This is a genomic window from Streptomyces decoyicus (assembly GCF_019880305.1).
GTDB lineage: Bacteria > Actinomycetota > Actinomycetes > Streptomycetales > Streptomycetaceae > Streptomyces > Streptomyces decoyicus.
Genome location: NZ_CP082301.1, coordinates 5063053 through 5083492 on the forward strand (window position 1 = coordinate 5063053; position 20440 = coordinate 5083492).

15 protein-coding genes and 1 pseudogene are annotated in these 20440 nt (G+C 72.6%); 8 read left to right on the forward strand and 8 right to left on the reverse strand.

The annotated features are described in order from the left end of the window. Positions 1–284: 284 nt before the first annotated feature. Positions 285–1388, reverse strand: coding sequence for a citrate synthase 2 (locus K7C20_RS22395; RefSeq protein WP_030087406.1), 1104 nt, complete (start codon positions 1386–1388; stop codon positions 285–287). 476 nt (positions 1389–1864) lie between these two features. Between K7C20_RS22395 and pdxH the strand changes: the two genes are divergently transcribed. Then, the gene (gene pdxH / locus K7C20_RS22400; RefSeq protein ID WP_053209248.1) at positions 1865–2488 is read left to right on the forward strand and encodes a pyridoxamine 5'-phosphate oxidase; all 624 of its coding nucleotides are present in this window, start codon (positions 1865–1867) and stop codon (positions 2486–2488) included. A gap of 429 nt (positions 2489–2917) precedes the next feature. Then, a complete protein-coding gene (locus K7C20_RS22405) occupies positions 2918–4480 on the forward strand; it encodes a PAS domain-containing protein (protein WP_048830170.1) in 1563 nt (520 codons plus the stop codon). A 77-nt stretch (positions 4481–4557) separates the two neighbouring features. Here K7C20_RS22405 and K7C20_RS22410 read toward each other — a convergent pair whose 3' ends face one another. Next, on the reverse strand, positions 4558–5325 hold the full coding sequence (locus K7C20_RS22410) for an SIS domain-containing protein (RefSeq protein WP_030087400.1): 768 nt from the start codon (positions 5323–5325) through the stop codon (positions 4558–4560). A 200-nt stretch (positions 5326–5525) separates the two neighbouring features. Here K7C20_RS22410 and K7C20_RS22415 point away from each other — a divergent pair, with 200 nt between their 5' ends. Together K7C20_RS22415 and K7C20_RS22420 are read left to right on the forward strand one after the other, a co-directional pair. Further along, the gene (locus K7C20_RS22415; protein WP_030087397.1) at positions 5526–6218 is read left to right on the forward strand and encodes a metal-dependent transcriptional regulator; all 693 of its coding nucleotides are present in this window, start codon (positions 5526–5528) and stop codon (positions 6216–6218) included. Between the two features lie 495 nt (positions 6219–6713). Continuing rightward, entirely contained in the window at positions 6714–7589 is an 876-nt protein-coding gene (locus K7C20_RS22420; RefSeq protein ID WP_030087395.1) for an alpha/beta fold hydrolase, read from the forward strand. A 137-nt stretch (positions 7590–7726) separates the two neighbouring features. Here the strand turns inward: K7C20_RS22420 and K7C20_RS22425 are convergent, their stop codons facing one another. The 3 genes from K7C20_RS22425 to K7C20_RS22435 all read right to left on the reverse strand — a co-directional run bounded on the left by K7C20_RS22425 (position 7727) and on the right by K7C20_RS22435 (position 11047). After that, positions 7727–9364, reverse strand: coding sequence for a hypothetical protein (locus K7C20_RS22425; RefSeq protein ID WP_053209238.1), 1638 nt, complete (start codon positions 9362–9364; stop codon positions 7727–7729). Beyond that, complete coding sequence (locus K7C20_RS22430) at positions 9361–10245, reverse strand: ABC transporter ATP-binding protein (protein WP_053209237.1); 885 nt, start codon at positions 10243–10245, stop codon at positions 9361–9363. The genes K7C20_RS22425 and K7C20_RS22430 overlap by 4 nt, the downstream gene beginning before the upstream one ends. Before the next feature lie 130 nt (positions 10246–10375). Beyond that, positions 10376–11047 carry a bifunctional DNA primase/polymerase gene (locus K7C20_RS22435; RefSeq protein ID WP_053209236.1) on the reverse strand — a complete coding sequence of 224 codons (672 nt, stop codon included), beginning with the start codon at positions 11045–11047 and terminating at the stop codon, positions 10376–10378. 447 nt (positions 11048–11494) lie between these two features. Here K7C20_RS22435 and K7C20_RS22440 point away from each other — a divergent pair, with 447 nt between their 5' ends. Together K7C20_RS22440 and K7C20_RS22445 are read left to right on the forward strand one after the other, a co-directional pair. Further along, on the forward strand, positions 11495–12889 hold the full coding sequence (locus K7C20_RS22440) for a hypothetical protein (RefSeq protein WP_053209235.1): 1395 nt from the start codon (positions 11495–11497) through the stop codon (positions 12887–12889). 270 nt (positions 12890–13159) lie between these two features. Continuing rightward, positions 13160–15079 (forward strand): hypothetical protein, encoded by a 1920-nt coding sequence (locus K7C20_RS22445; RefSeq protein WP_342452571.1) that lies wholly within the window; start codon positions 13160–13162, stop codon positions 15077–15079. A gap of 92 nt (positions 15080–15171) precedes the next feature. Here the strand turns inward: K7C20_RS22445 and K7C20_RS22450 are convergent, their stop codons facing one another. After that, entirely contained in the window at positions 15172–16524 is a 1353-nt protein-coding gene (locus K7C20_RS22450) for an ABC transporter substrate-binding protein (RefSeq protein ID WP_030087384.1), read from the reverse strand. Between the two features lie 117 nt (positions 16525–16641). Between K7C20_RS22450 and K7C20_RS22455 the strand changes: the two genes are divergently transcribed. Beyond that, entirely contained in the window at positions 16642–17154 is a 513-nt protein-coding gene (locus tag K7C20_RS22455; RefSeq protein ID WP_078953191.1) for an SCO4402 family protein, read from the forward strand. 32 nt (positions 17155–17186) lie between these two features. After that, the gene (purU, locus tag K7C20_RS22460) at positions 17187–18077 is read left to right on the forward strand and encodes a formyltetrahydrofolate deformylase (protein WP_030087380.1); all 891 of its coding nucleotides are present in this window, start codon (positions 17187–17189) and stop codon (positions 18075–18077) included. A 204-nt stretch (positions 18078–18281) separates the two neighbouring features. Here purU and K7C20_RS22465 read toward each other — a convergent pair whose 3' ends face one another. Together K7C20_RS22465 and K7C20_RS22470 are read right to left on the reverse strand one after the other, a co-directional pair. Next, a complete protein-coding gene (locus K7C20_RS22465) occupies positions 18282–19619 on the reverse strand; it encodes a zf-HC2 domain-containing protein (RefSeq protein ID WP_053209233.1) in 1338 nt (445 codons plus the stop codon). A 155-nt stretch (positions 19620–19774) separates the two neighbouring features. Further along, positions 19775–20347 (reverse strand): annotated as a pseudogene (locus K7C20_RS22470) (sigma-70 family RNA polymerase sigma factor); the annotation flags it as partial. Positions 20348–20440: the final 93 nt, after the last annotated feature.

The following is a 20440-nucleotide window of genomic DNA, read 5'->3' on the forward strand; positions in this document are numbered from 1 at the left end:
GCCCCCACCCCACTTTTACTTTCTCCACTCACGGGAGGGGACGGGCCGGAGGGGCCGGTGTGTGGGACGTAAAGCGAAGCAGTCCCACACACCGGCCCCGGAGGTCCGTCACCGCACCCACAGCCCCGCGCAGCGGCCCCCGCCCGCCGCAGGCGCAACGGCGGCAAAACCACCACGGCGGGACAGCCAAAAACGTGGGACGCAAGCTAAGCGCAGCGGACGCGCAACGGCGAACAACCACCACGGCGGGAAAGCCGAAAACGTGGGGGACGCAAGCTAAGCGCTCAGCGAGCGGCGAGGCCCTCGTAGCCCGCGATCGACTGTGGGCCCCGCGCCGCAGGCCCCACGTACCGGGCCGACGGCCGGACCAGTCGGCCCGTCCGCTTCTGTTCCAGGATGTGCGCGCTCCAGCCGGCCGTGCGGGCGCAGGTGAACATCGAGGTGAACATGTGCGCCGGGACCTCGGCGAAGTCCAGGACGATGGCCGCCCAGAACTCGACGTTGGTGGCCAGCACCCGGTCGGGGCGGCGGCTGCGCAGCTCGTCCAGCGCGGCCTTCTCCAGCGCCTCGGCGACCTCGAAGCGCGGGGCGCCCAGCTCCTTGGCGGTCCGTCGCAGCACCCGCGCCCGCGGGTCCTCGGCGCGGTAGACGCGGTGGCCGAAGCCCATCAGCCGCTCGCCCTTGTCCAGCGCCTGCCGGACATACGCGGACGCGTCGCCGGACCGCTCGATCTCCTCGATCATGCCGAGGACGCGGGAGGGCGCACCGCCGTGCAGCGGACCGGACATCGCACCGACCGCGCCGGACAGCGCGGCCGCCACATCCGCGCCCGTGGAGGCGATGGACCGGGCGGTGAAGGTGGAGGGGTTCATGCCGTGCTCGGCGGCCGAGGTCCAGTAGGCGTCGACGGCCTTGACGTGCTGGGGGTCGGGCTCCCCGCGCCAGCGCTTCATGAAGCGCTCCACGACGGTCTCCGCCGTGTCGATCTCCTTCTGCGGCACCATCGGCAGGCCCGGCCCGCGCGCCGACTGCGCCACGTACGACAGGGCCATGACCGCGGCCCGGGCAAGGTTGTCACGGGCCGTCGCCTCGTCGATGTCCAGCAGCGGCTTCAGGCCCCATACGGGCGCGAGCATGGCGAGCGCCGACTGCACATCGACCCGGATGTCGCCGGAGTGCACCGGAATCGGGAACGGCTCGGCGGGCGGCAGACCAGGATTGAACGCCCCGTCGACCAGCAGCCCCCAGACATTTCCGAAGGACACCTTCCCGACGAGATCCTCGATGTCGACCCCGCGATAGCGGAGCGAGCCGCCCTCCTTATCCGGTTCGGCGATCTCCGTCTCGAACGCGATGATTCCCTCGAGTCCGGGTACGAAGTCGGACATCAGGCAGCTCCTCAAGATGGGGACGGCAAACGGTCCGTGACCGGCTGCCGTGCGGTCGGGTCTCAGGTGTGCGGTGCGGTCCCGGTGCGGTTACGCGGCTGCCGGGCAGCTCGCGGTCCGTACCGGTCACGCCGGTGATGCCCCGCCAGGGCGTGGGTCACGCGACGGTCTTGCCCGCAGTGGGTCGGACCGTGGGCAAGCAGGTTCAAAGTGGTGCGTCCTTCAGGCCGGACGGACACGATAGCTCTCCCTGTCCGGAGGCCACAGTGCTCCGCCCCCTCATTCTGGCGGGTCTCCCACCTGCGGGGAGGCGTGAGACTCGGCACAATGGTCGATCTGCCGACGGGAGGGTTACGGCTGGTCGACGAGGGGCAGACTTCCGCCCCTCCCGGCTGACCGCGCCGGACTGGATGTTGCAAGATGAGGCCGTGCACCCCGCCGACGCGCCTCATGCCGAGACCCCCGATCCCTCCTCCATGCGTGCGCATTACCGCGCCGAGGGACTCGTCGAGTCCGACCTCGCCGCCAGCCCGTACGACCAGTTCGCGCGCTGGTTCAAGGACGCGACCGTGGCCGGTCTGCACGAGCCGAACGCCATGGTCGTCTCGACGGCGGACGCCGCCGGCCGGCCGAGCTCACGGACCGTCCTCCTGAAGGCGTTCGACGACCGCGGCTTCGTGTTCTTCACCAACTACAACAGCCGGAAGGGTCGTGAACTGGCCGAAAATCCGGCCGTGTCGCTGCTGTTCCCCTGGCACCCGCTCGCCCGTCAGGTCGTGGTGACCGGCACCGCGGAACGCATCGGCCGGGACGAGACCGCCGCCTACTTCCGTACCCGCCCGCACGGCTCCCAGCTGGGTGCCTGGGCCAGCGACCAGTCCGCGCCGGTCGCCTCGCGCGACGAACTGGAGCGCGCCTACGAGGAATTGGCGGCCCGCTACCCGGAGGGCGAGCAGGTGCCGGCGCCGCCGCACTGGGGCGGCTACCGGATCGCCGCCGGGACGATCGAATTCTGGCAGGGCCGCCTCAACCGGCTGCACGACCGGCTGCGGTATCTGCGCGAGGACGGGTCCTGGAGGGTGGAGCGCCTGGCGCCCTGACGCGGGCCCGCCGCCTGACGGCGCGCCCTCGCCTTTTGCGGCTGCCCGTGGGGCGCAAACGCAGACGACCCGCGGGCTGCTTCCTCCGCGCTCGGTGGCGCAGAGGGCCGGTCGGACGAACCGGCAGCCCGCGGGTCGGGTGACTGCTTGGGATTGGCCGGCTGCGCATCTGCAGTATGCGCTGGTCCGGCGCTGCACTTCGGGTGAAGCGACGGGCCGCTAGCCCGCAGCCACCTCACGCGTCCGGTGCGAAATCATTGGCCGAACCACCTCCCTTCTCGTGTGCTCCACACATTAGGAAGCCGTCCGGCCGCACACAAGGGAATTTCCCGTTAGCAACGATTTCCGCGAATCGGCTGTGGGGTGTGTCACGTTCCAGTTGAATGTTCCCAGGTGGAGCACGTGCGGCCGCGTTCGTAAGGGGTGCCAGTGACTGCTTCGTCAGCTTCTTCTGCCTCGTCGGCGGCGCGCTGCTCCGCCGACGAGACCGATGACTCCGGTCTGCTGGCAGCCCTCCTGGACGGCATGGACGCCGCCCTGGTCGCCTTCGCCGCGGACGGCACGGTCACGCACTGGAACCAGGAAGCCGAACGCATCCTGGGCTGGACCACCACCGAAGCCGTCGGCCGTACGGGCCTGGCGGGCTGGGCGGTCCGCAAGGAGGACGCCGACGCGATCGAGGCCGCGCTCGCGGCCGCCATGCGCTCCCCGGGCCGTCAGGTCCATGAGTTCGCCCTGCTGACCAAGGACGGCCACCGCATCCTCGTCCGCACCCAGTCCTCCGCGGTCCGCGCCCCCGGCGGCCGGGTCGCGGGCGTGTACTGCGCCTTCAGCGAGGTGCACACCCAGATGGACCTGGAGCGGTCCATCGCGCTCAGCGAGGCGCTGTTCGAGGACGCGTCCTGGGGCGTGGTGCTGATCGACGCCGATCTGCGGCCCGCCGTCGTCAATGCGCATGCCGCCCGTGCCCTGGGCGTGGGGCGCACGGCCCTGCTGGGGCGCCCCCTGGGCGAGCTGCTGGCGCAGGGCGTCGAGGAGCTGGAGTGCGCCCTCCAGCACGTCCTCGCCGAGGGCGCGCCGCAGGCCGTCGCCGACCTGTGGGTGACGCTGCGCTCCGAGGAGGCCGAGCTGCCGCGCCGGTGCTGGCGCAGCGGTTTCGTCCGGCTGTCCTCCCCGTTGGCGGAGGAGCCGGTGCCGCTGGGCGTGGCCTGGCTCTTCCAGGACGTCACGGACGCCAAGCGGGCCGAAACGGAGGGCTCGCTGCTGCGCTTCCGCGCCCATCAGCTGCACCGCGCCGGCCGGGCGGCCGCGGAGTGCCCGGACCCGGCCGAAGCCGCCGCGGTCCACCTCGACTTCGCCCTGGCGGGCTTCGCCGACCACGGCCTGGTCGACCTCGCCGTGCCACCTGCGCCGCGGCCGTACGGTGCCCTCGCCGAGGGCGATGCGTACGACGCGTACGACGAGGTGGAGGTGCCCGCCGACGCGTACGACACGGGGGGCGAGGAGTCCGAGGCGTCCGGAACGTCCGGCGTCTCCGAGGGGGCGGGCGCGGCGGGCGGCGCCGCACCGCCGTCCGGCGCCACCGGCGCGGACCGTGGCCGGCGCGCCCGGCGGGGCACGCCCCGGCTGGTGCGCACACTGGCCTCCCCGGCCGGTTCGCCCGGCCCCTCGGAGACGCTGTCGGCGAACGGCATTCCCGCGCCGTACGTGCCGGGCCATCCGGCGTTCCAGGCGTACGAGCGGCGCGGTTCGGTGCGTACCAGTGCCGGTCCCGCCTCGCCCGCAGGCTGGGCGGCCGCCCGCAACTGGCCGGACGGCACCGTGCACGGTCTGTGCGTGGTGCTGCGCAGCCGCGGCCGCACCCTCGGTGTCGCCACGTTTCTGCGGGCGCCCGCGCGCCGTCCCTTCGACCGCGCGGACGCGGACTACGCGGAGGAGGTCGCGGCCCGGATCGCCACGGCCCTGGACCTCGCGGGCGCGGCGTCGCTCTGAGCGGACCGCCCGCTCACTGCCGGATGAGGAGCCGTCCGCTCCGGGGGAGACCCGGCCGCTCCGGGGGGCCCGCCCGCTCACTGCCGGTAGAAGATCCGGTCCGCGTACTCGCTCATCACCCGGGCGTTCCAGTCGTGCCCGCCGTCCACGTTCCCGGAGCGCAGCAGCGGCGGGTCGATGCCCCGTTCGGTGAGTGTGCCCGCGGCCGTCGCCACCATGGCCTGCATGATCGCGCTGGTGACGACCGTGGAGGCGGGGGCGAACGGCGCGTCGATGCCCGGCAGCGTCAACTCCGCGTCGCCCACCGTGATCCTGCTGTCCAGCACCAGGTCGCAGTGGTCCTTGAGGAAGCTGCCGGAGACATGCCGGGACTTGGTCGCGTCCGCGTAGGCCACCGACGTCACGCCGATGACCTTGATGCCGAGGGCGCGGGCGTTCATCGCCATTTCGACGGGCAGTGCGTTCCGCCCGGAGAGCGAGATGATCACCAGCACATCGCCCGCCTCCAGCGGGCTGGTGTCCAGGACGGCCCCCGCCAGCCCGTCGACCCGCTCCAGCGCGCTGCCGAGCGTCGCGGGCCGTACATCCACGCCGACCACGCCCGGGACGGACAGCAGATTCATGATCGCCAGACCGCCCGCCCGGTAGACGGTGTCCTGCGCGGGGAGCGAGGAGTGCCCGGCGCCGAAGGAGAAGACCCGGCCGCCCGCCGCAACGGTGTCCGCGATCAGCCGCCCGGCCGCGGTGATCCGGTCGCCCTCTTCGTCGCGGACCTGCCGCAGCAGGTCGATCGCGGCGTCGAAGTACTTCCCGGCCAGCCGGTCGCTCCGGTCGCTCTCAGCCATGGCCGCGGGCCCCTCTCGTCGGATCACGTCGGATCGGATCTCGTCGTATCTGATCAGTGGCGCGGATCACGTTGCGGTCTGGACCAGTGCCCTGTCAATACGACCGTGAGGGTCCGCTGCACGGACGAGGCGGCACCGTTGTCGGTGAGATGCGTCAGAATTGAGTCCAGGGCCACCGCACCACACATCGAGGGGCACGCATGTCCGGACTGATCGACACCACGGAGATGTATCTCCGCACCGTCCTCGAGCTGGAAGAGGAGGGTGTGGTGCCCATGCGCGCCCGCATCGCGGAGCGGCTCGAACAGAGCGGCCCGACGGTGAGCCAGACGGTGGCGCGCATGGAGCGAGACGGACTGCTGACGGTCGCGGGTGACCGGCACCTGGAGCTGACGGAGGAGGGCCGGCGGCTGGCGACGCGGGTGATGCGCAAGCACCGCCTCGCCGAGTGTCTGCTCGTCGACGTCATCGGGCTCGAATGGGAGCAGGTGCACGCCGAGGCGTGCCGCTGGGAGCATGTGATGAGCGAGGCGGTCGAGCGCCGCGTCCTGGAACTGCTGCGGCATCCCACGGAGTCGCCGTACGGCAACCCCATCCCGGGGCTGGCGGAGCTCGGCGAGAAGTCCGAGGTCGACCCGTTCCTGGACGCCGGCATGGTGAGCCTGATGGACCTGGATGCCGGGGCCGACGGCAAGACCGCCGTGGTGCGCCGGATCGGCGAGCCGATCCAGGCGGACGCCCAGCTGATGTACACCCTCCGGCGGGCCGGTGTGCAGCCGGGCGCGGTGGTGAGCGTGACGGAGTCGCCGGCCGGGGTGCTGGTCGGCAGCAGCGGCGAGGCCGCCGAGCTGGACTCCGAGATCGCCTCCCACGTGTTTGTCGCCAAGCGCTGAAATCAGTTTCAGCCTCTTTCTTTTCCGCACTTTCGTCCCGACCTCCCCCGTGAGCCCGCTGAGCTGCGCCGACGCGCCCTCAGCGGGTTCGGCAAGTTCTTTCCGGTTGAACGGACTTGTGCGAATCCGTGCGATACGGCCGGGCTCGTGTCACGCTGACGCATGGCCATGCATCGGCCTGTCCTGGCCAGGGAGGGGGCTCGGATGCATCCATGCAATACGGAGACAGTCAGGGCCCCGGCGCTGCGAGCAGCCGGGGCCCTGCCTCCCCATGTCCCCCACCCAAGACCCGGAGCCCCGAGCTCCCAGGGTCTTCCCCCACGGGCCCCCTTCCCGGTAGGGCCCGCCTCCCGGCAGATGTCTCCCCGTGGCGGCCGCGGCCAATCCCTGAGTGAGGTCACTCGAACGAGGGGTATTGCGCGCCGGAACGGCGCGTTCGAATAGGGGTTCGATAGTGTGGAGCTGCTCAAGGGACGATTGGGGGTGCCAGGGCACATGGTTCAGCGCATCGATGTGACAGGGATGGGCGGTGTACGCCTCGCCGCCTGGGAATTCACCGACCCGCCCAAGATCGGCGGCGGGCTGGAGGAGAGCGAGCAGCGGCCGGGTGCACTCCTCCTCCACGGCCTGATGGGCCGCGCCTCGCACTGGGCGGCCACCGCGCGCCGCTTGAGCGCACGCCACCGCCCCGTCGCGCTGGATCAGCGGGGCCACGGCCGCAGCGAGAAGCCCTCCGAGGGGCCGTACGACCGCGAGGCCTATGTCGATGACGCCATCGCGGCCATCGAGCAGCTCGGTCTCGCCCCGGTCGCCCTTGTCGGGCATGCCATGGGCGCCCTGACGGCGTGGCAGTTAGCGGCCCGAAGACCGGATCTGGTCAGTGCGCTGGTCATCTGCGATATGCGGGCCTCGGCGCTCGGGGCGGCCTCCCAGCATGAGTGGACCGAGTGGTTCCGGTCCTGGCCGCTGCCGTTCGCCACCCTCGCGGATGTCCGTAAGTGGTTCGGCGAGGACGACCCGACCCTGGAGCGGCCCAGACCCACCCGCGGCGAGTTCTTTGCCGAGGTGATGGCCGAGCGCGCCGACGGCTGGCGCCCCGTCTTCTCCCGCCGGCAGATGCTCACGGCCCGCGAGACCTGGGTGCATGACGCCCATTGGGAAGAGCTCGCCCAGGTGTCGTGCCCCACCCTCGTCGTCCGCGGCCTCGATGCCGAACTGGGCCGCGCCGAGGCCCAGGAGATGGTCCGGGTGCTGCCCCGCGGCGCCTACGCCGAAATCCCGGACGCCGGGCATCTGCTGCCGTGGGAACAGCCCGACGCATGGTGCGCCGCCATCGAACCCTTTCTCCGAACGGCCACGGTGCCCAGCTGAGAGCCCGCGCCCCCGGGCCGCGGGCAATGACGCCACCGCCCCCGCCACGGTGCGGGCGGCCGGTGCAGCCGGTGGAGGACTTCGCGGCGGGGCAGCCCCGGCCCTTCAACCGGCCGGTCCTGCCCCGCCCGGGGCCCTCAGCCCTTGCTGACCGCTGCCAGAATCTCCGGCAGCCGCCGCGTCACGCGGGGCGCCGCGACCCGCAGCCCCAGCTCCGCGATCCCCGCGCCGTAGACCGCACCGGCCGGCAGCAGCACCCACAACAGATGGTGCAGACCCGCGACATGCAGCCAGATGGTCAGGCCCAGCAGCGGCGAGCACAGCACAGCGCCCACCAGCACCCCGCCGAAGAGGCTGAACCACGCGATCGCGCCCTGTCCCGGCGCGACGTTCTTGTTGCTCTCCGAGGGGATCGAGTACGGGAAGAGTGCCGACGACAGCGCCCCGGTCGCGAGCAGCGCACCCAGCACGGCCAGCGAGAGCCCGTAGACCTCCACGAAGTCCGACCACGGCCCGATGACGGCGGCGGTGCCGGCGACCACCAGCGTGACGTAGGGGACGGCCACCAGCACCAGCGCGAAGGCGCGCGCCCGCAGCTCCTGATAGGCGTCCCGTGGGGTGGAGATCGTCGAGGCGACCATCCAGAACGCCGAGGTGTCCTGCCCGAACTGGTTGTACATCTGCGTGCCGAGCAGCGCGGCTGCCGAGAACGACATGTAGATGCTGCCGTTGTCCTGTACGGCCGAGACGACCGGCAGCAGCAGGCCGACGCCGATCGAGGTCGCCCACCCCATCTTCGACTTGGGGTCGCGCCAGGCGTAGCGCAGCGTACGGAGCATGACCGTGCCGGTCCGCCCGTCCGGCAGCAGCCGCGCGAGCCCCCGCTCCCCGCTGCCGGCCCGGCGCGCGCTGTCCTTCTCCACCGCCTGGAGGGTGGAGGAGTCCGGGGACGTCATCAGGGTGGTCAGCGTGCGCTGCCACCACCACAGCAGCAGGACCAGCGCCAGCGCCGTCAGCGCCAGGCCGGCCAGCGCCCGCCCCCACGCCCCGTGTCCGGCGTCCTCGACGGCGCTGACCGCCGAGGCCGGCGGCACCCAGCGCAGCACCGTGCCCAGCGGCTCCAGTACGGACAGTCCGTCCGGCCGGCCCAGCTTCTGCGCGGCGATATTGACGCCCTGCGCGCCGATGGCGATGAACAGGCCGCTCAGCACGGCGAGATCACGGCCGCGGCGGCTGGTCAGCAGCCGCACCGAGGCGGTGGCGACCGCGCGCGCCAGTGACACGCACACCAGCACCACCAGGACGACGGCCACCACGCCCACGACCGCGGCGGCCGCTCCGTCCGCGACCGCGATCACCGAGCCGGTCACCAGCGCGAGGGTGACGACCGGGCCGATGCCGACGAGCGAGGCCACCAGCAGCGAGACGATCAGGGGCCGCGGCCGCAGCGGCAGCATGACCAGCCGGGTCGGATCGAGCGTCTCGTCGCCCGTGGGGAAGAACAGCGGCATCACCGCCCAGCCCAGGGTGAGGATCCCGGTGAGCAGCACGACCAGCGCACCGGCATGCGGGGCACCGCGCAGCGCGATCAGCCCCAGCACGACACCGGCGGTGAACAGCAGGCCGACGATGACGGACCCGATGTACGCCAGCGTGCGCCCGGTGGACTGACGCAGCCCGTTGCGCAGCAGCGACAGCTTCAACCGGACGAAGACACCGGTCAGGGAGGGTGCGGCGGCGGGGCGGGCGGCCGCCACGGCGGATTCGGTGCTCATCGGGCGCCGCCACCGCCCAGCCAGTCCAGGTTCTGCCCCGCGCCGCGCTCCCGGGCGCCGACGAGTTCGAGGAACGCGTCCTGGAGCGAGGGCGCCGCGCCGCGCACCTCCGCGAGCGGGCCGTCCGCACGGATCCGCCCGGCGGCGATCACCGCGACCCAGTCGCACAGCGACTCGACCAGCTCCATCACATGGCTGGAGAAGATCACGGTCGCCCCGGAGGCGGTGTAGCGCTCCAGCACGCCGCGGATGGTCTGCGCCGAGACCGGGTCGACGCCCTCGAAGGGCTCGTCGAGGAAGAGGATCTCGGGGTTGTGCAGCAGCGCCGCCGCCAGCCCGATCTTCTTGCGCATACCGGTGGAGTAGTCCACCACCAGCTTGTTCTGTGCGCCCGCCAGATCGAGCACGTCCAGCAGCTGTCCGGCCCGCTTGTCGACCTCGTCGCCCGGCAGGCCGCGCAACCGGCCTATGTAGCCGAGGAGTTCACGGCCGGACAGCCGCTCGAAGAGCCGCAGCCCCTCGGGCAGCACCCCGATACGCGACTTGACGGCCACCGGGTCCTGCCAGACGTCGTGCCCGCCGATCTCGACCACCCCGGCGTCCGGCCGCAGCAGGCCCGTCACCATGGAGAGGGTGGTGGTCTTGCCGGCGCCGTTGGGGCCGACGAGCCCGATGAAGCGGCCGGCCGGCAGCGTCAGGTCGATGCCGTTGACGGCGATCTGCTCGCCGAACTTCTTCCACAGACCCTGGACGCGTACGGCGGGCGGGACGGCCACGCCGCCCCCGGGGGCAGCGGCCGGCCCGCCCGGAGAGGCAGCCGTGGTGTGCTGCGGCGGTGCCGATTCGGCCCGCTGATCGATGTGTTCCGGCTCGTTCGCCACCGGTCCTGCCCTTCGACGTCCCCGCAGGGGCCGTCCTGGCCCCCGTCCGGCACCCCACGATACGGGCGGCTATCGGCGGCGTCCGGGTGGCGGACGCCGCCGGGGACAAGGGGAGCGGGCCGGTCCGGGGTCAGCGGCGGCGGACCGCGACCGCGTCCCGTGCGCAGGCGTACGCGAGCGGGCTGATCAGCTCCTCGGCGTCCGGCAGCCAGCGGTTGGCGGGGGTGGGGCGGCGCGCCCACTGCACCGAGCCGTGCGCCCCCACCCGGGTCGGCGGTGCGGCGATGTACTCGCCCTCGCCGCGGCAGACCAGATCGAGCGCGGCCGGCGCCCAGCCCAGGCTCCGTACGAGATTCGGGACCTTCACCGAGCCGCCGGGCAGGACGAGGAAGAGCATCCGGCGGTCGGGGGTGCGGGTCACCGGGCCGAGCGGCAGGGCCATCCGCTCCATACGGGCCAGGGCCAGGCAGCCTGCGGTCTCCGGGACATCCAGCGCCTCGAACGTCCGGCCCGTCGGCAACAGGATCGAGGCCCGCGGCTGCTTGCTCCACATCCGGCGGACGGCGGTGGCGCTGCCGCTGGCCTGTCCGGCCCAGCCGGGGGCGGTGGGGTGCGCGCCGGGCGCTGCGCAGTCGCCGGCACCGCACGAGCAGCGCGGCGTCTCGCCGTCGTGCTCCAGCCATGCGCCGGGGAACACGTCCCAATGCCGTTCTTCCGCGTAACGCACCGCAGTGTCCAGCATCTGCTCGCCGCGCTGCTTGGGGATCTGCGAGGCTCCTGTGACTTGGATGGTCTCTTCCACGCAGAGGACAACTCCCGGTGTCACCAAGGGTTACGGCCAAATGGCTGACCCCCCGGCGCATCGTTCTCGCACGTGGGGCGCATGGGTGCACCGGTGGGGGCGCATATGCGGGCGGGGCCCGAGGAGCGGGTAGCCACCTGCGTGACGGGCGGAGAGGCCGCCCGGCGGCAGACCGAAGTGCACCCGGGGAGCCCGGCACGGCGGCGCCGCGAGCTGTGCACGGCACCGCGCACCTCCCTACTCGTGAACGAGCGCAGCGCACCGAGGATGCTCCGGACAGGGCCCAAAACGCTCAGAACTGAGCATCCGCTGCAAAGTGCGTATCGCTCCGATCTCTCCTATCGCGCATATCCCGGATCTCTCGGATATCCGGCATATTCACGGGGAATCGATCACGAGGAACGGCGTTCGCCGGTGAACGCGCAGCAGTACACAGGGGGTACAAGCATGGCCGCCAGGCCACTCGTCGCACGGCAGCCCAATGAACGGCTCCAGGCGCTGATCCAGGAAGCCGCCTGCTCCAACGCGGGGCTCGCCCGCCGCGTCAACATGTGCGGTGCGGAACACGGTCTCGACCTCCGCTACGACAAGACCTCGGTGGCCAGGTGGCTGCGCGGCCAGCAACCGCGCGGCCGCGCTCCGGCCGTCATCGCCGAGGCGCTGGGCCGCAAGCTGGGGCGCACGGTCACCATCGACGAGATCGGGATGGCCGACGGCAAGAACCTCGCGTCCGGGGTGGGGCTCCAGTTCTCACCGACCGTCCTCGGGGCGATCGAGCAGGTCTGTGAGCTGTGGCGCAGCGATGTCGGGCGGCGCGACTTCCTCAGTGGTTCCACGGTCGCCGCCTCGGCGCTGGTCGAGCCCAGCCGCGACTGGCTGATCACCGGCGCGGACAGCCAGGTCGCGCGGAACGCCGGTGCCCGGGTCGGGATCTCGGACGTCGAGGCGGTACGCGCCATGACCACGGCGCTCAGCGAACTCGACCACCGCTTCGGCGCCGGGCATGTCAGGCCGGTCGTCGTGCACTACCTCAACAGCGTGGTGTCGGGCCTGCTGGCCGGTTCGTACCGCGAGTCCGTCGGACGGGAACTCTTCGCCGCCGTCGCGCGGTTGACGGAACTGGGCGGCTACATGGCCGTCGACACCGGTCAGCCCGGCCTCGCCCAGCGCTACTACATCCAGGCGCTGCGGCTGGCGCAGGCGGCCGGTGACCGCGGCTACGGCGGCTATGTCCTGGCCGCGAGCATGAGCCATCTGGCCGCCTCGCTCGGCAATCCCCGGGAGATCGCCCAACTCGCGCGCGCGGCCCAGGAAGGCGCCCGCGGCCATGTCACCCCGCGGGCGGAGGCGATGTTCTGCGCGGCGGAGGCGCGCGGACATGCCCTGATGGGCGACGGCCGGGCCTTCCAGGTCGTGGCCGGCCGGGCCGCCGCCGCGATGGAGCGCGCCGACGCTGCCGCCGACGCGGGCGACGACCCGGTCTGGATCGCCCACTTCGACCAGGCCTATCTGGCCGATGAACTCGCCCACTGCCACCGGGACCTGGGGCAGCCGGGGCCCGCCGGGCAGTGCGCGCAGGAGGCGCTGGACGGGCACCCGGAAGGCCGGGCGCGGCGGCGGGCCATCGGTCTGCTGCTGCTGGCCGGCGCCCAGGCGCAGCAGCGGGAGGTGGAGCAGGCCTGCCATACGGGCACCCAGGCGGTGCAGCTGCTGAGCGGGCTGCGTTCGGACCGCGGTGCGGAGTATCTGGAGGACTTCCAGCTGCGTTTGGAGCCCTTCAGGGACGAACCGGTGGTGCGGGAATTCAGCGCCCGGCTGGAGCTGCGGGCCACGGCGGCCTGAACAACGCCTCGACGGGCCTGCACCATGTCTGCGCCGCGCCTGGGACGGGGCGCCGACGGGGCGCCGGCGGGGCGGAGACGGCAAGGGGGCTGCTTTGTCATGCGGCGTCGGGTTTGTCGTACGGCGCCGGGCGGGCCGGCGGGCGGGCGCCCGCCCGCGGCGTTCCCGGGGCGGGCGGGGGTGGTGACCAGGCGACGTGGTCGAACGTTGCTGCGACCCGGTAGCGTGCAGCCGACGATTCCGTAGGTCTGCATGTTGGTAGGAGTCACGGTGACGCAGAGCGGACAGGGTCACGACCCGCAGAATTCTGCGGCCGGTCCCGCGCGAGAGGGCATTGTGCTGCCCGCCAACGGTGAGCCGTGGGTGCCCGACCAGCAGGCCGCACCGCCGGCCGGCCAGCCGTGGGGCCAGCCCTGGGGCCCGGACCGGCAGGCCGCCGCCCCGCAGCCGTACGGAGCGGCGCCCGCCCAGGGCCGGCCGTCCGCCCCGCAGCAGGGCTACGGCCAGGACCAGCAGCAGGCGTACGGCCAAGGCCCGCAGCAGGGCTACGGCGACCAGCAGCAGGCGTACGGCCAAGGCCCTCAGCAGGGTTACGTCCCGGCTCAGGCGCAGGCGCAGCACCCCCAGGCCCCCATGCCGCCGCAGCCGCAGGGCGGCCAGGGCTTCCCGGGGCCGCCCCAGGGGCCGCCGCCGGCACCGCCCCTGCCGCCCTCGATGCCGCAGCAGGCGCCCCAGCAGCCGGGCGGGCCGCTGCCCCCGGCCGACTCGGCCGCCGAGGCGACCGCGCTCATGCCGCACGGCGTACCGAACGGCGCCCGGCACGGCCAGGGTGCGCCCGGCGCACTGCCGCCCGAGGGCCAGTACGGCTCCGGCCAGCAGCCCCCGCAGCAGCCGTACGGCCAGCAGGCCCAGCAGCAGTACGGGCAGCAGCCCCAGAGCCCGTCCGGAGAGCTGGTGCGGGCGACCCCGCAGACCGGTGCGCCGCTGCCGCCCGCCGCGGGCGACGCGGAGGCCACCGCGCTCATTCCCCCCGTCGGTGCCCAGCCCGGCGGCCCCGGTGCCGCGCCGCTGCCGCCCGAGGCGTCCACACGCCCCGAGACGCGCGACGAATCCACCACGATGCTGCGCGCGATCAAGCCGAACGGGCAAAGGCCCCAGGGCCAGGGCCAGGGCCAGGGCCAGGGCCAGGGCCAGCCGATGCCGCAGTCGCAGCCGATGCCCGGCGCCCCGGGCGCGGGCGACGCCGAAGCCACCCAGCTCATCCCGCCGGTGGGCGCCGGTGCGCCGCCCCCGCCGCCCGGTGCGCCGTACGGCGTGCGCCCCGGTGCGCCCGGCGACCGTCCCACCCCCGCCGAGTTCGACGGCCTCTTCCGCGACGGTCCCGGCACGCCCGGACAGACCGGCGCCCCGGACTCCACCGCACAGCTGCCGCGCTTCGAGGACCCGGGCCGGCCCCCGTACGGCCACCAGGGCCAGGGCGCCGGCCAGCAGTTCCCGCCCGGCGGCGGCTACGACCAGCAGGCCTCGTACGACGACGACGGTGGCGGGCGCCGCCGCCGGCTCGCCCCGATCGCGATCGTCGGCATCGTCATCGTGGCGCTCGCGGGGGCCGGTCTCGGCCTCGGCTGGGCGCTGAGCGGCGGGAGCGGCGAGGACACCGCCAAGAAGGAGGACTCCGGAGCCGGCACGACGAAGGCGGCCAAGGACCCGGAGAAGCCCAAGCCGTCCGCCGACCCGGCCGAGGCCCAGGCCAAGGGCCTGGAGGCGCTGCTGGGCGACAGCAACAACAGCCGTTCCTCGGTGATCGGCGCCGTCAACAGCATCAAGTCCTGTAGCAACCTCGGCGGCGCGGCCAAGGACCTGCGGGCCGCGGCCGGCCAGCGCAACGACCTGGTGAAGCGGCTCCAGCAGCTGCCCGTCGACAAGATTCCGAACCATGACCGGCTGACCGCCGCGCTGACCAAGGCCTGGCAGTCCTCGGCGGCCGCGGACAACCATTACGCGGCCTGGGCCGGCCAGGTCGGCAGCAAGAAGGGCTGCCACAAGGGCAAGGCCCGGCTGAGCAGGCAGACCGCCCAGGGCAACGCGGCCAGCGGCCAGGCCACCACGGCCAAGAAGCAGGCGGCACAGATCTGGAACCCTCTCGCCCAGAAGTACGGGCTGACGGAGCGCCGCCCCGAACAGCTCTGAGCAACGGCCGGGGCGGGCGCCACCGGGCCGCCCGCCACCGGGCCGCGCCGCACGCCGCCACCGGGCCGCCCGGCCTCGCCCCGCCCTCCCGCTCAGCTGTCCGTGCGCCGCCGCTCCAGCGTCCTGGTGACGTTCACGAAGCCGTCCTTGGCGGCGGTCAACTCGCCGTCCCTGACGACCTGGTAGGTCACCATCCCGTTCACGATGCGCGGGAAGTCCTGGACGGCGAGCATGTCGTCGTCCCGCCAGCGCAGCTTCGGGGTCAGCCCGCCGGTGTCGATGGCGTGGTCACCGCGGTCCAGGGTCCTCTGGAGGGCGTGCGGGGTGACGTCCCCGACACCGGCGTCGTCGAGCTGGCCGATCAGGGAGCGCAGGACGGTATAGGCGATCCAGGTCGTCTGGACGCCCTGGTCGGCCGGGTCGATGCGGTTGTCGCCGAAGGCGAAGTCGTTGATGACCTTGCGCATCGGATCCCAGCGCGGATCATGGGCGACCGGGTACCAGCCGGTGATGTCCGCGTCCTCCAGCGGCCCGTACCTGCCGCCCGTACGGTTCAGCAGCGACTGGCCGACGCTGCCCAGGACGGAGGCCACCTGCACCTTGGGGCTGTCCTCCTGGAGCCGCCGGAACGAGTCGAAGAACGCGTCCGTGTGGTCGCCGAGCGAGGCGGTCACACAGGAGCCGGGCGCCTTTCCGCCGGCCGCCGCCGTGCCGTAGACGACCGGGTCGGCGCCCACACCGTCCAGCGCGTGGTTCACCTCGGACGCGTAGTCGGTGCCGTCCTCCGGAGCCTTGATGTCCTTGGCCGGGTGCCGATGGCCGCTCTCCAGACCGGAGTTGAGCAGGGACGGCATCTGGTCGCCCTGGATGGTGTCCGGCCGGACCAGCGCGACGCGCTTGCAGTCGCGCGCCAGCTGGCGGCCGTTGCCGGCCAGCAGGGAGGCCTGACCGCCGTTGACGGGGTAGGACAGCGGGCTCTCGAACTCCTCGTCCGAGGCGCCGTAGCCGCCGATGAAGGGGATGCCCTTGACCTCCAGCGGCGACATGAACGAGCGGCCGAACTGGCTGTACGAGCCGACGACGGCGACCGCGCCCTCGTCCACCGCGCGCTGGGCGCAGTGCGCCGCGGTCACCGAGTCGTTGTGCTCGTTGCAGGTCAGCACCTTCAGATGGTGGCCCCGGACGCCGCCCCGGGAGTTGACCCAGCGGGCGTAGGCCTGTGCCATGGCCGGCATTCCCGGCATATTGGTCGCTTTGGTGTCTTCGGGGGCCCAGGTCATCACCGTGATCGGTGCCTTGTCCCCGGAATCCTCCGAGGCTCCGGCGAGGGAGCCGCAGCCCGAGAGCAGAGACGCGATGGCCGCCGTGCACACCACCGCCGAAGCGGTCGCGACCGCGGGAGCGGAGGAGAAGGGGCGGGGGAGGGAACGTCGCCGTCCGGTCATGTCACAGCACCCTGCCGTCCTGCCCGGAACGCGTTGGTGACGACGAGGCAATGGATGGTGACGCAGAGGTGAACTCCAGGGGGCCGCTTGAGATCATCCGTGAAGAACGTACGATCGATTGCTGTGCAAGGTTCGGAGAAGTCTTCCCGTCGCGGCCGCCGCTCGACCACCATGGGCGGTATGCCACTCAACGACATGCCGTGGTGGCGCTGGCGCAGCAATGTGCGCTCCGCGCTGCACATGCTCTCCGACCCCGCCTTCCAGCAGGAGGCCTGGCTGGCCGGCCTGCCCGGGTACGGAGATGTCACCGACGCCGTCTACCGGCTCGTCGAGGACACCTGGCTCGACAACTGGTCCGCGGAGAAATACGTCGGCACGATCTTCCGGGACTCCCAGGAGGCCCAGCTCGTCGATGCCGCCGTACTCCGCGTGCTGCGGATCATGCACCAGGTCGGCGCGGACGCCCCGGTGACCGCGTACATGGAGCACCAGGGCTGGCCGGAGGCCGTGCGCGCGGCCCGTGAGGCCCATGTGCAGCTGGCGGCCGCGGACGGCGAGGACCCCGATGCCGCGCCGCGCTCGCTGGAGGTGCTGGCCATCATGACCGGTCAGGCGGATGCCCCGGCCTGACCTGCTCGGCAGGTGTGCGACCCTATGAGGTCATGAGCGAGTCGCAGCCCACCCAGCCCGGTCAGCACGATCGGAACGATCAGTACGTCCTCACCCTGTCCTGCCCGGACAAGCAGGGGATCGTGCACGCCGTGTCCAGCTACCTCTTCATCACCGGCTGCAACATCGAGGACAGTCAGCAGTTCGGCGACCACGACACCGGGCTGTTCTTCATGCGGGTCCACTTCAGCGCGGACACCTCGGTGAGCGTCGACAAGCTGCGGGCCAGCTTCGCGGCGGTGGGCGACTCGTTCGGCATGGACTGGCAGATCCACCGGGCCGACGAGAAGATGCGGATCATCCTGATGGTGTCCAAGTTCGGGCACTGCCTCAACGACCTGCTCTTCCGCTCCCGGATCGGCGCGCTGCCGGTCGAGATCGCAGCCGTGGTCTCCAACCACACGGACTTCGCCGAGCTGGTCGGCTCGTACGACATCCCCTTCCGCCACATTCCGGTCACCCGCGACACCAAGGCCCAGGCCGAGGCGCAGCTGCTGGAGCTGGTGGAGGCGGAGAACGTCGAGCTGGTGGTGCTCGCCCGCTATATGCAGGTGCTCTCCGACGATCTGTGCAAGGCGCTGTCCGGCCGGATCATCAACATCCACCACTCCTTCCTCCCGAGCTTCAAGGGCGCCAAGCCGTACCACCAGGCGCACGCCCGCGGTGTGAAGCTCATCGGTGCCACCGCGCACTATGTGACCGCCGACCTCGACGAGGGCCCGATCATCGAGCAGGAGGTCGAGCGCGTCGGCCATGAGGTCACGCCCGACCAGCTCGTGGCGATCGGCCGGGACGTCGAGTGCCAGGCGCTGGCACGGGCGGTCAAGTGGCACAGCGAGCGCCGGGTGCTGCTCAACGGCAGCCGGACGGTCGTCTTCGCCTGAGCGCGAGCGCGCCTTTGCCCGTGAGCGCGCCTTCCGCCGGAGCGCGCCTTCCGCCGGAGCGCGCTTTCCGCTTGAGCGCGCCTTTCCGCCGGGGCGCGCCTTTCCGCCACCGCGGAATACCCTCCCCATCCAGCACGTTGTGGCCCCGAGGGGGCGCTCGGACCCCCTACGGGGTGTGTTCGACCGCCCCTTAGTGGCGAGCGGCTAGAGGCGGGACAGCGACGCGGTCGCGAAGAGGACGTCGCGGATCGCGTCGCGTTCGCCGTGCTGGCCCGCGGCGGCCTCCTCGGGGGAGATATGGCCGGCGGCCAGCTGGCAGAACTCGGCGCTGTCCAGGGCGATATGTGCGACCGTGCGGTCTGGGGTGCCGAGGGCGGCCGGTGAATCCAGCGCTATGTACCAGTGGCCGCCGCCGTTGCCCTCGACCTCCAGATGGAGCGTACGGCCCGGGGCTCCCGCCTCGACCAGCCGCTGCGGCGGCGCGGCGAGCCCGGCTCGTCGGCGGTCGGCCAACGCGCTGGGCAGCAGCCGGGCGGCGAGGTCGACCATCCGGTGGAGATGTCCGGCGGCCGGGGGCTGGTACGGATAGTCCACGGCTTCCGCGATATCGCCGGCATGCACCCAGCACTCGAAGGCGCGGTCCAGGAACGAGTCGCGCAGCGTGAGCTGGAAGTCCCCGTAGGGCACGGCGAGTTCGGCGACCTTGTCACCGGCGAACGACACCTGCCGTATCAGCGCATGGCTCTGGTCGCGCCATGGTGCGTGGAGGGCCAGCGGGCTGTGCTCCTCGTCCGGCGTCCGCCAGAACGTTTCCGTACGGATGAGGGGGTCCGGTGTGCCCGGCGGGGCGGCCGTCCCCAGCGGGTCGGGCAGCCCGAGCGCCGTCGCCACCAGGCCGTCCACCGCCATCAGATGCCCCATGACACCGCCGACGGTGGTCTCCCGCTCGACCGGCCGCTCACCCTCGAACCAGCGCAGCCGCACCGGAGCACGCCACTCCGCCTCGCCCATGTCCCGCAGCAGGGCGTCCAGTTTGGCGGTCTCCGCGTCGTACGGCGTTGCCCACTCGGGCACCGGGATACGGGCCGGCCGGCGGCCCAGACAGCCCTCCAGCACGCGGGAGCGCAGCAGCGGATCGAGGTCGAGGCTGTCGGCGGGGTGCAGCAGTCCGACGGCGTCGCGCAGCCGGAGCGCTTCGTCCGCGCAGGAGGCGCAGTCGGTCAGATGCGCCTCGACGGCGGTCGTCTCCTCGGCGGAGCAGGCCGACAGCGCCCAGGCGCCGAGGAGCGACTTGAGGACGCGGTGCGGCGGGGCGGGCGCCGGCAGGGGGAGCGGCAAGGGGGCGGGCGGCTCGGTCACGTGCTCGGCTTCCGGTGCGCGGGGGCCGCCGGCGGTGTCGTCCACCGTTTCGCGGACGGGGGCCGGCGGGGCGTCGGGGAGCGGGCCTTGGTCCTCGGCCGCGGTGCGCGGTGAGGGTATCCGCGGCCGTTCACCGGGGCTGCCCGGCAGCTCGCGGCCGTCCCACTCGTCCGGGCCGTTCACAGGGACCGTCCGCGGCCGGGGCCGGGTGGCGCGGAGTTCCCCGGGCCGGTGTGCTGGGTGTGCGGCGGGCGCGGTCCGCGGGGGCTGTGGGGTGCCTGCGATGCATGCGGGGAATGGGGCGCATGAGGCGACGCAGGGGCGGAGCGCGGTGTGGGTGCGGTGCGATGGGCGGGCGGCAGGGCCTGGTGGTTGTGGGCGGTGGACAGCAGCTGGAGGCCCAGGCGGAGCCTGCGTCGGGCCTCGTCCTCCGTGACGCCGAGGTCGGCGGCGGTCTGGCGGTAGTCGCGGCGCTGGAAGTACGCCAGCTCCAGGGCTGCCCGCAGGGGTGCGGGCATGGACGTGACGATGAAGTCGGCGCGGGCGGCGGTGGAGGCCTCGCGGATCTTCTGCTCTATTTCGGCGGGCGCTGGGGCGTCGTCCCCGCAGTCGCGCGCCGAGGCCGCCTCGGTCTGCCGCAGCCGCTGGACGGCCTGATGGCGGGTGACGCCGGCGACCCAGGAGCGCAGCGGGCCCTGCTTGGGGTCGTAGGAATCCGGGTGCTCCCAGACGTAGGCGAACACTTCGCGGGTGACGCGGTCGGCGGCGTCCTCGTCGTCCAGGACGCGGTAGGCGAGGCTGTGCACCAGAGAGGCGAAGCGGTCGTAGAGCTCGCCCAGCGCTGCCGCCTCGCCGTGGGCGAGGCGCTGCTGCATCCGCCTGTCCCACCGTGGTGGGGCGTCGTGTCCCATCGGATCCCCATCCCTGCCCGTCACCTCCGGGCTCACACCTCAGCCGTCACTCCTGCACCCGCACCTGCCCGGATCTGTGGGTGCCGTCACAGA

Excerpts from the sequence above, each read along its gene's own strand:
- K7C20_RS22395 (WP_030087406.1), bottom strand. The coding sequence starts at position 1,388 with ATGTCCGACTTCGTACCCGGACTCGAGGGAATCATCGCGTTCGAGACG.
- pdxH (WP_053209248.1), top strand. The coding sequence starts at position 1,865 with ATGCGTGCGCATTACCGCGCCGAGGGACTCGTCGAGTCCGACCTCGCC.
- K7C20_RS22410 (WP_030087400.1), bottom strand. The coding sequence starts at position 5,325 with ATGGCTGAGAGCGACCGGAGCGACCGGCTGGCCGGGAAGTACTTCGAC.
- K7C20_RS22415 (WP_030087397.1), top strand. The coding sequence starts at position 5,526 with ATGTCCGGACTGATCGACACCACGGAGATGTATCTCCGCACCGTCCTC.
- K7C20_RS22420 (WP_030087395.1), top strand. The coding sequence starts at position 6,714 with ATGGTTCAGCGCATCGATGTGACAGGGATGGGCGGTGTACGCCTCGCC.
- K7C20_RS22425 (WP_053209238.1), bottom strand. The coding sequence starts at position 9,364 with ATGAGCACCGAATCCGCCGTGGCGGCCGCCCGCCCCGCCGCCGCACCC.
- K7C20_RS22440 (WP_053209235.1), top strand. The coding sequence starts at position 11,495 with ATGGCCGCCAGGCCACTCGTCGCACGGCAGCCCAATGAACGGCTCCAG.
- K7C20_RS22450 (WP_030087384.1), bottom strand. The coding sequence starts at position 16,524 with ATGACCGGACGGCGACGTTCCCTCCCCCGCCCCTTCTCCTCCGCTCCC.
- purU (WP_030087380.1), top strand. The coding sequence starts at position 17,187 with ATGAGCGAGTCGCAGCCCACCCAGCCCGGTCAGCACGATCGGAACGAT.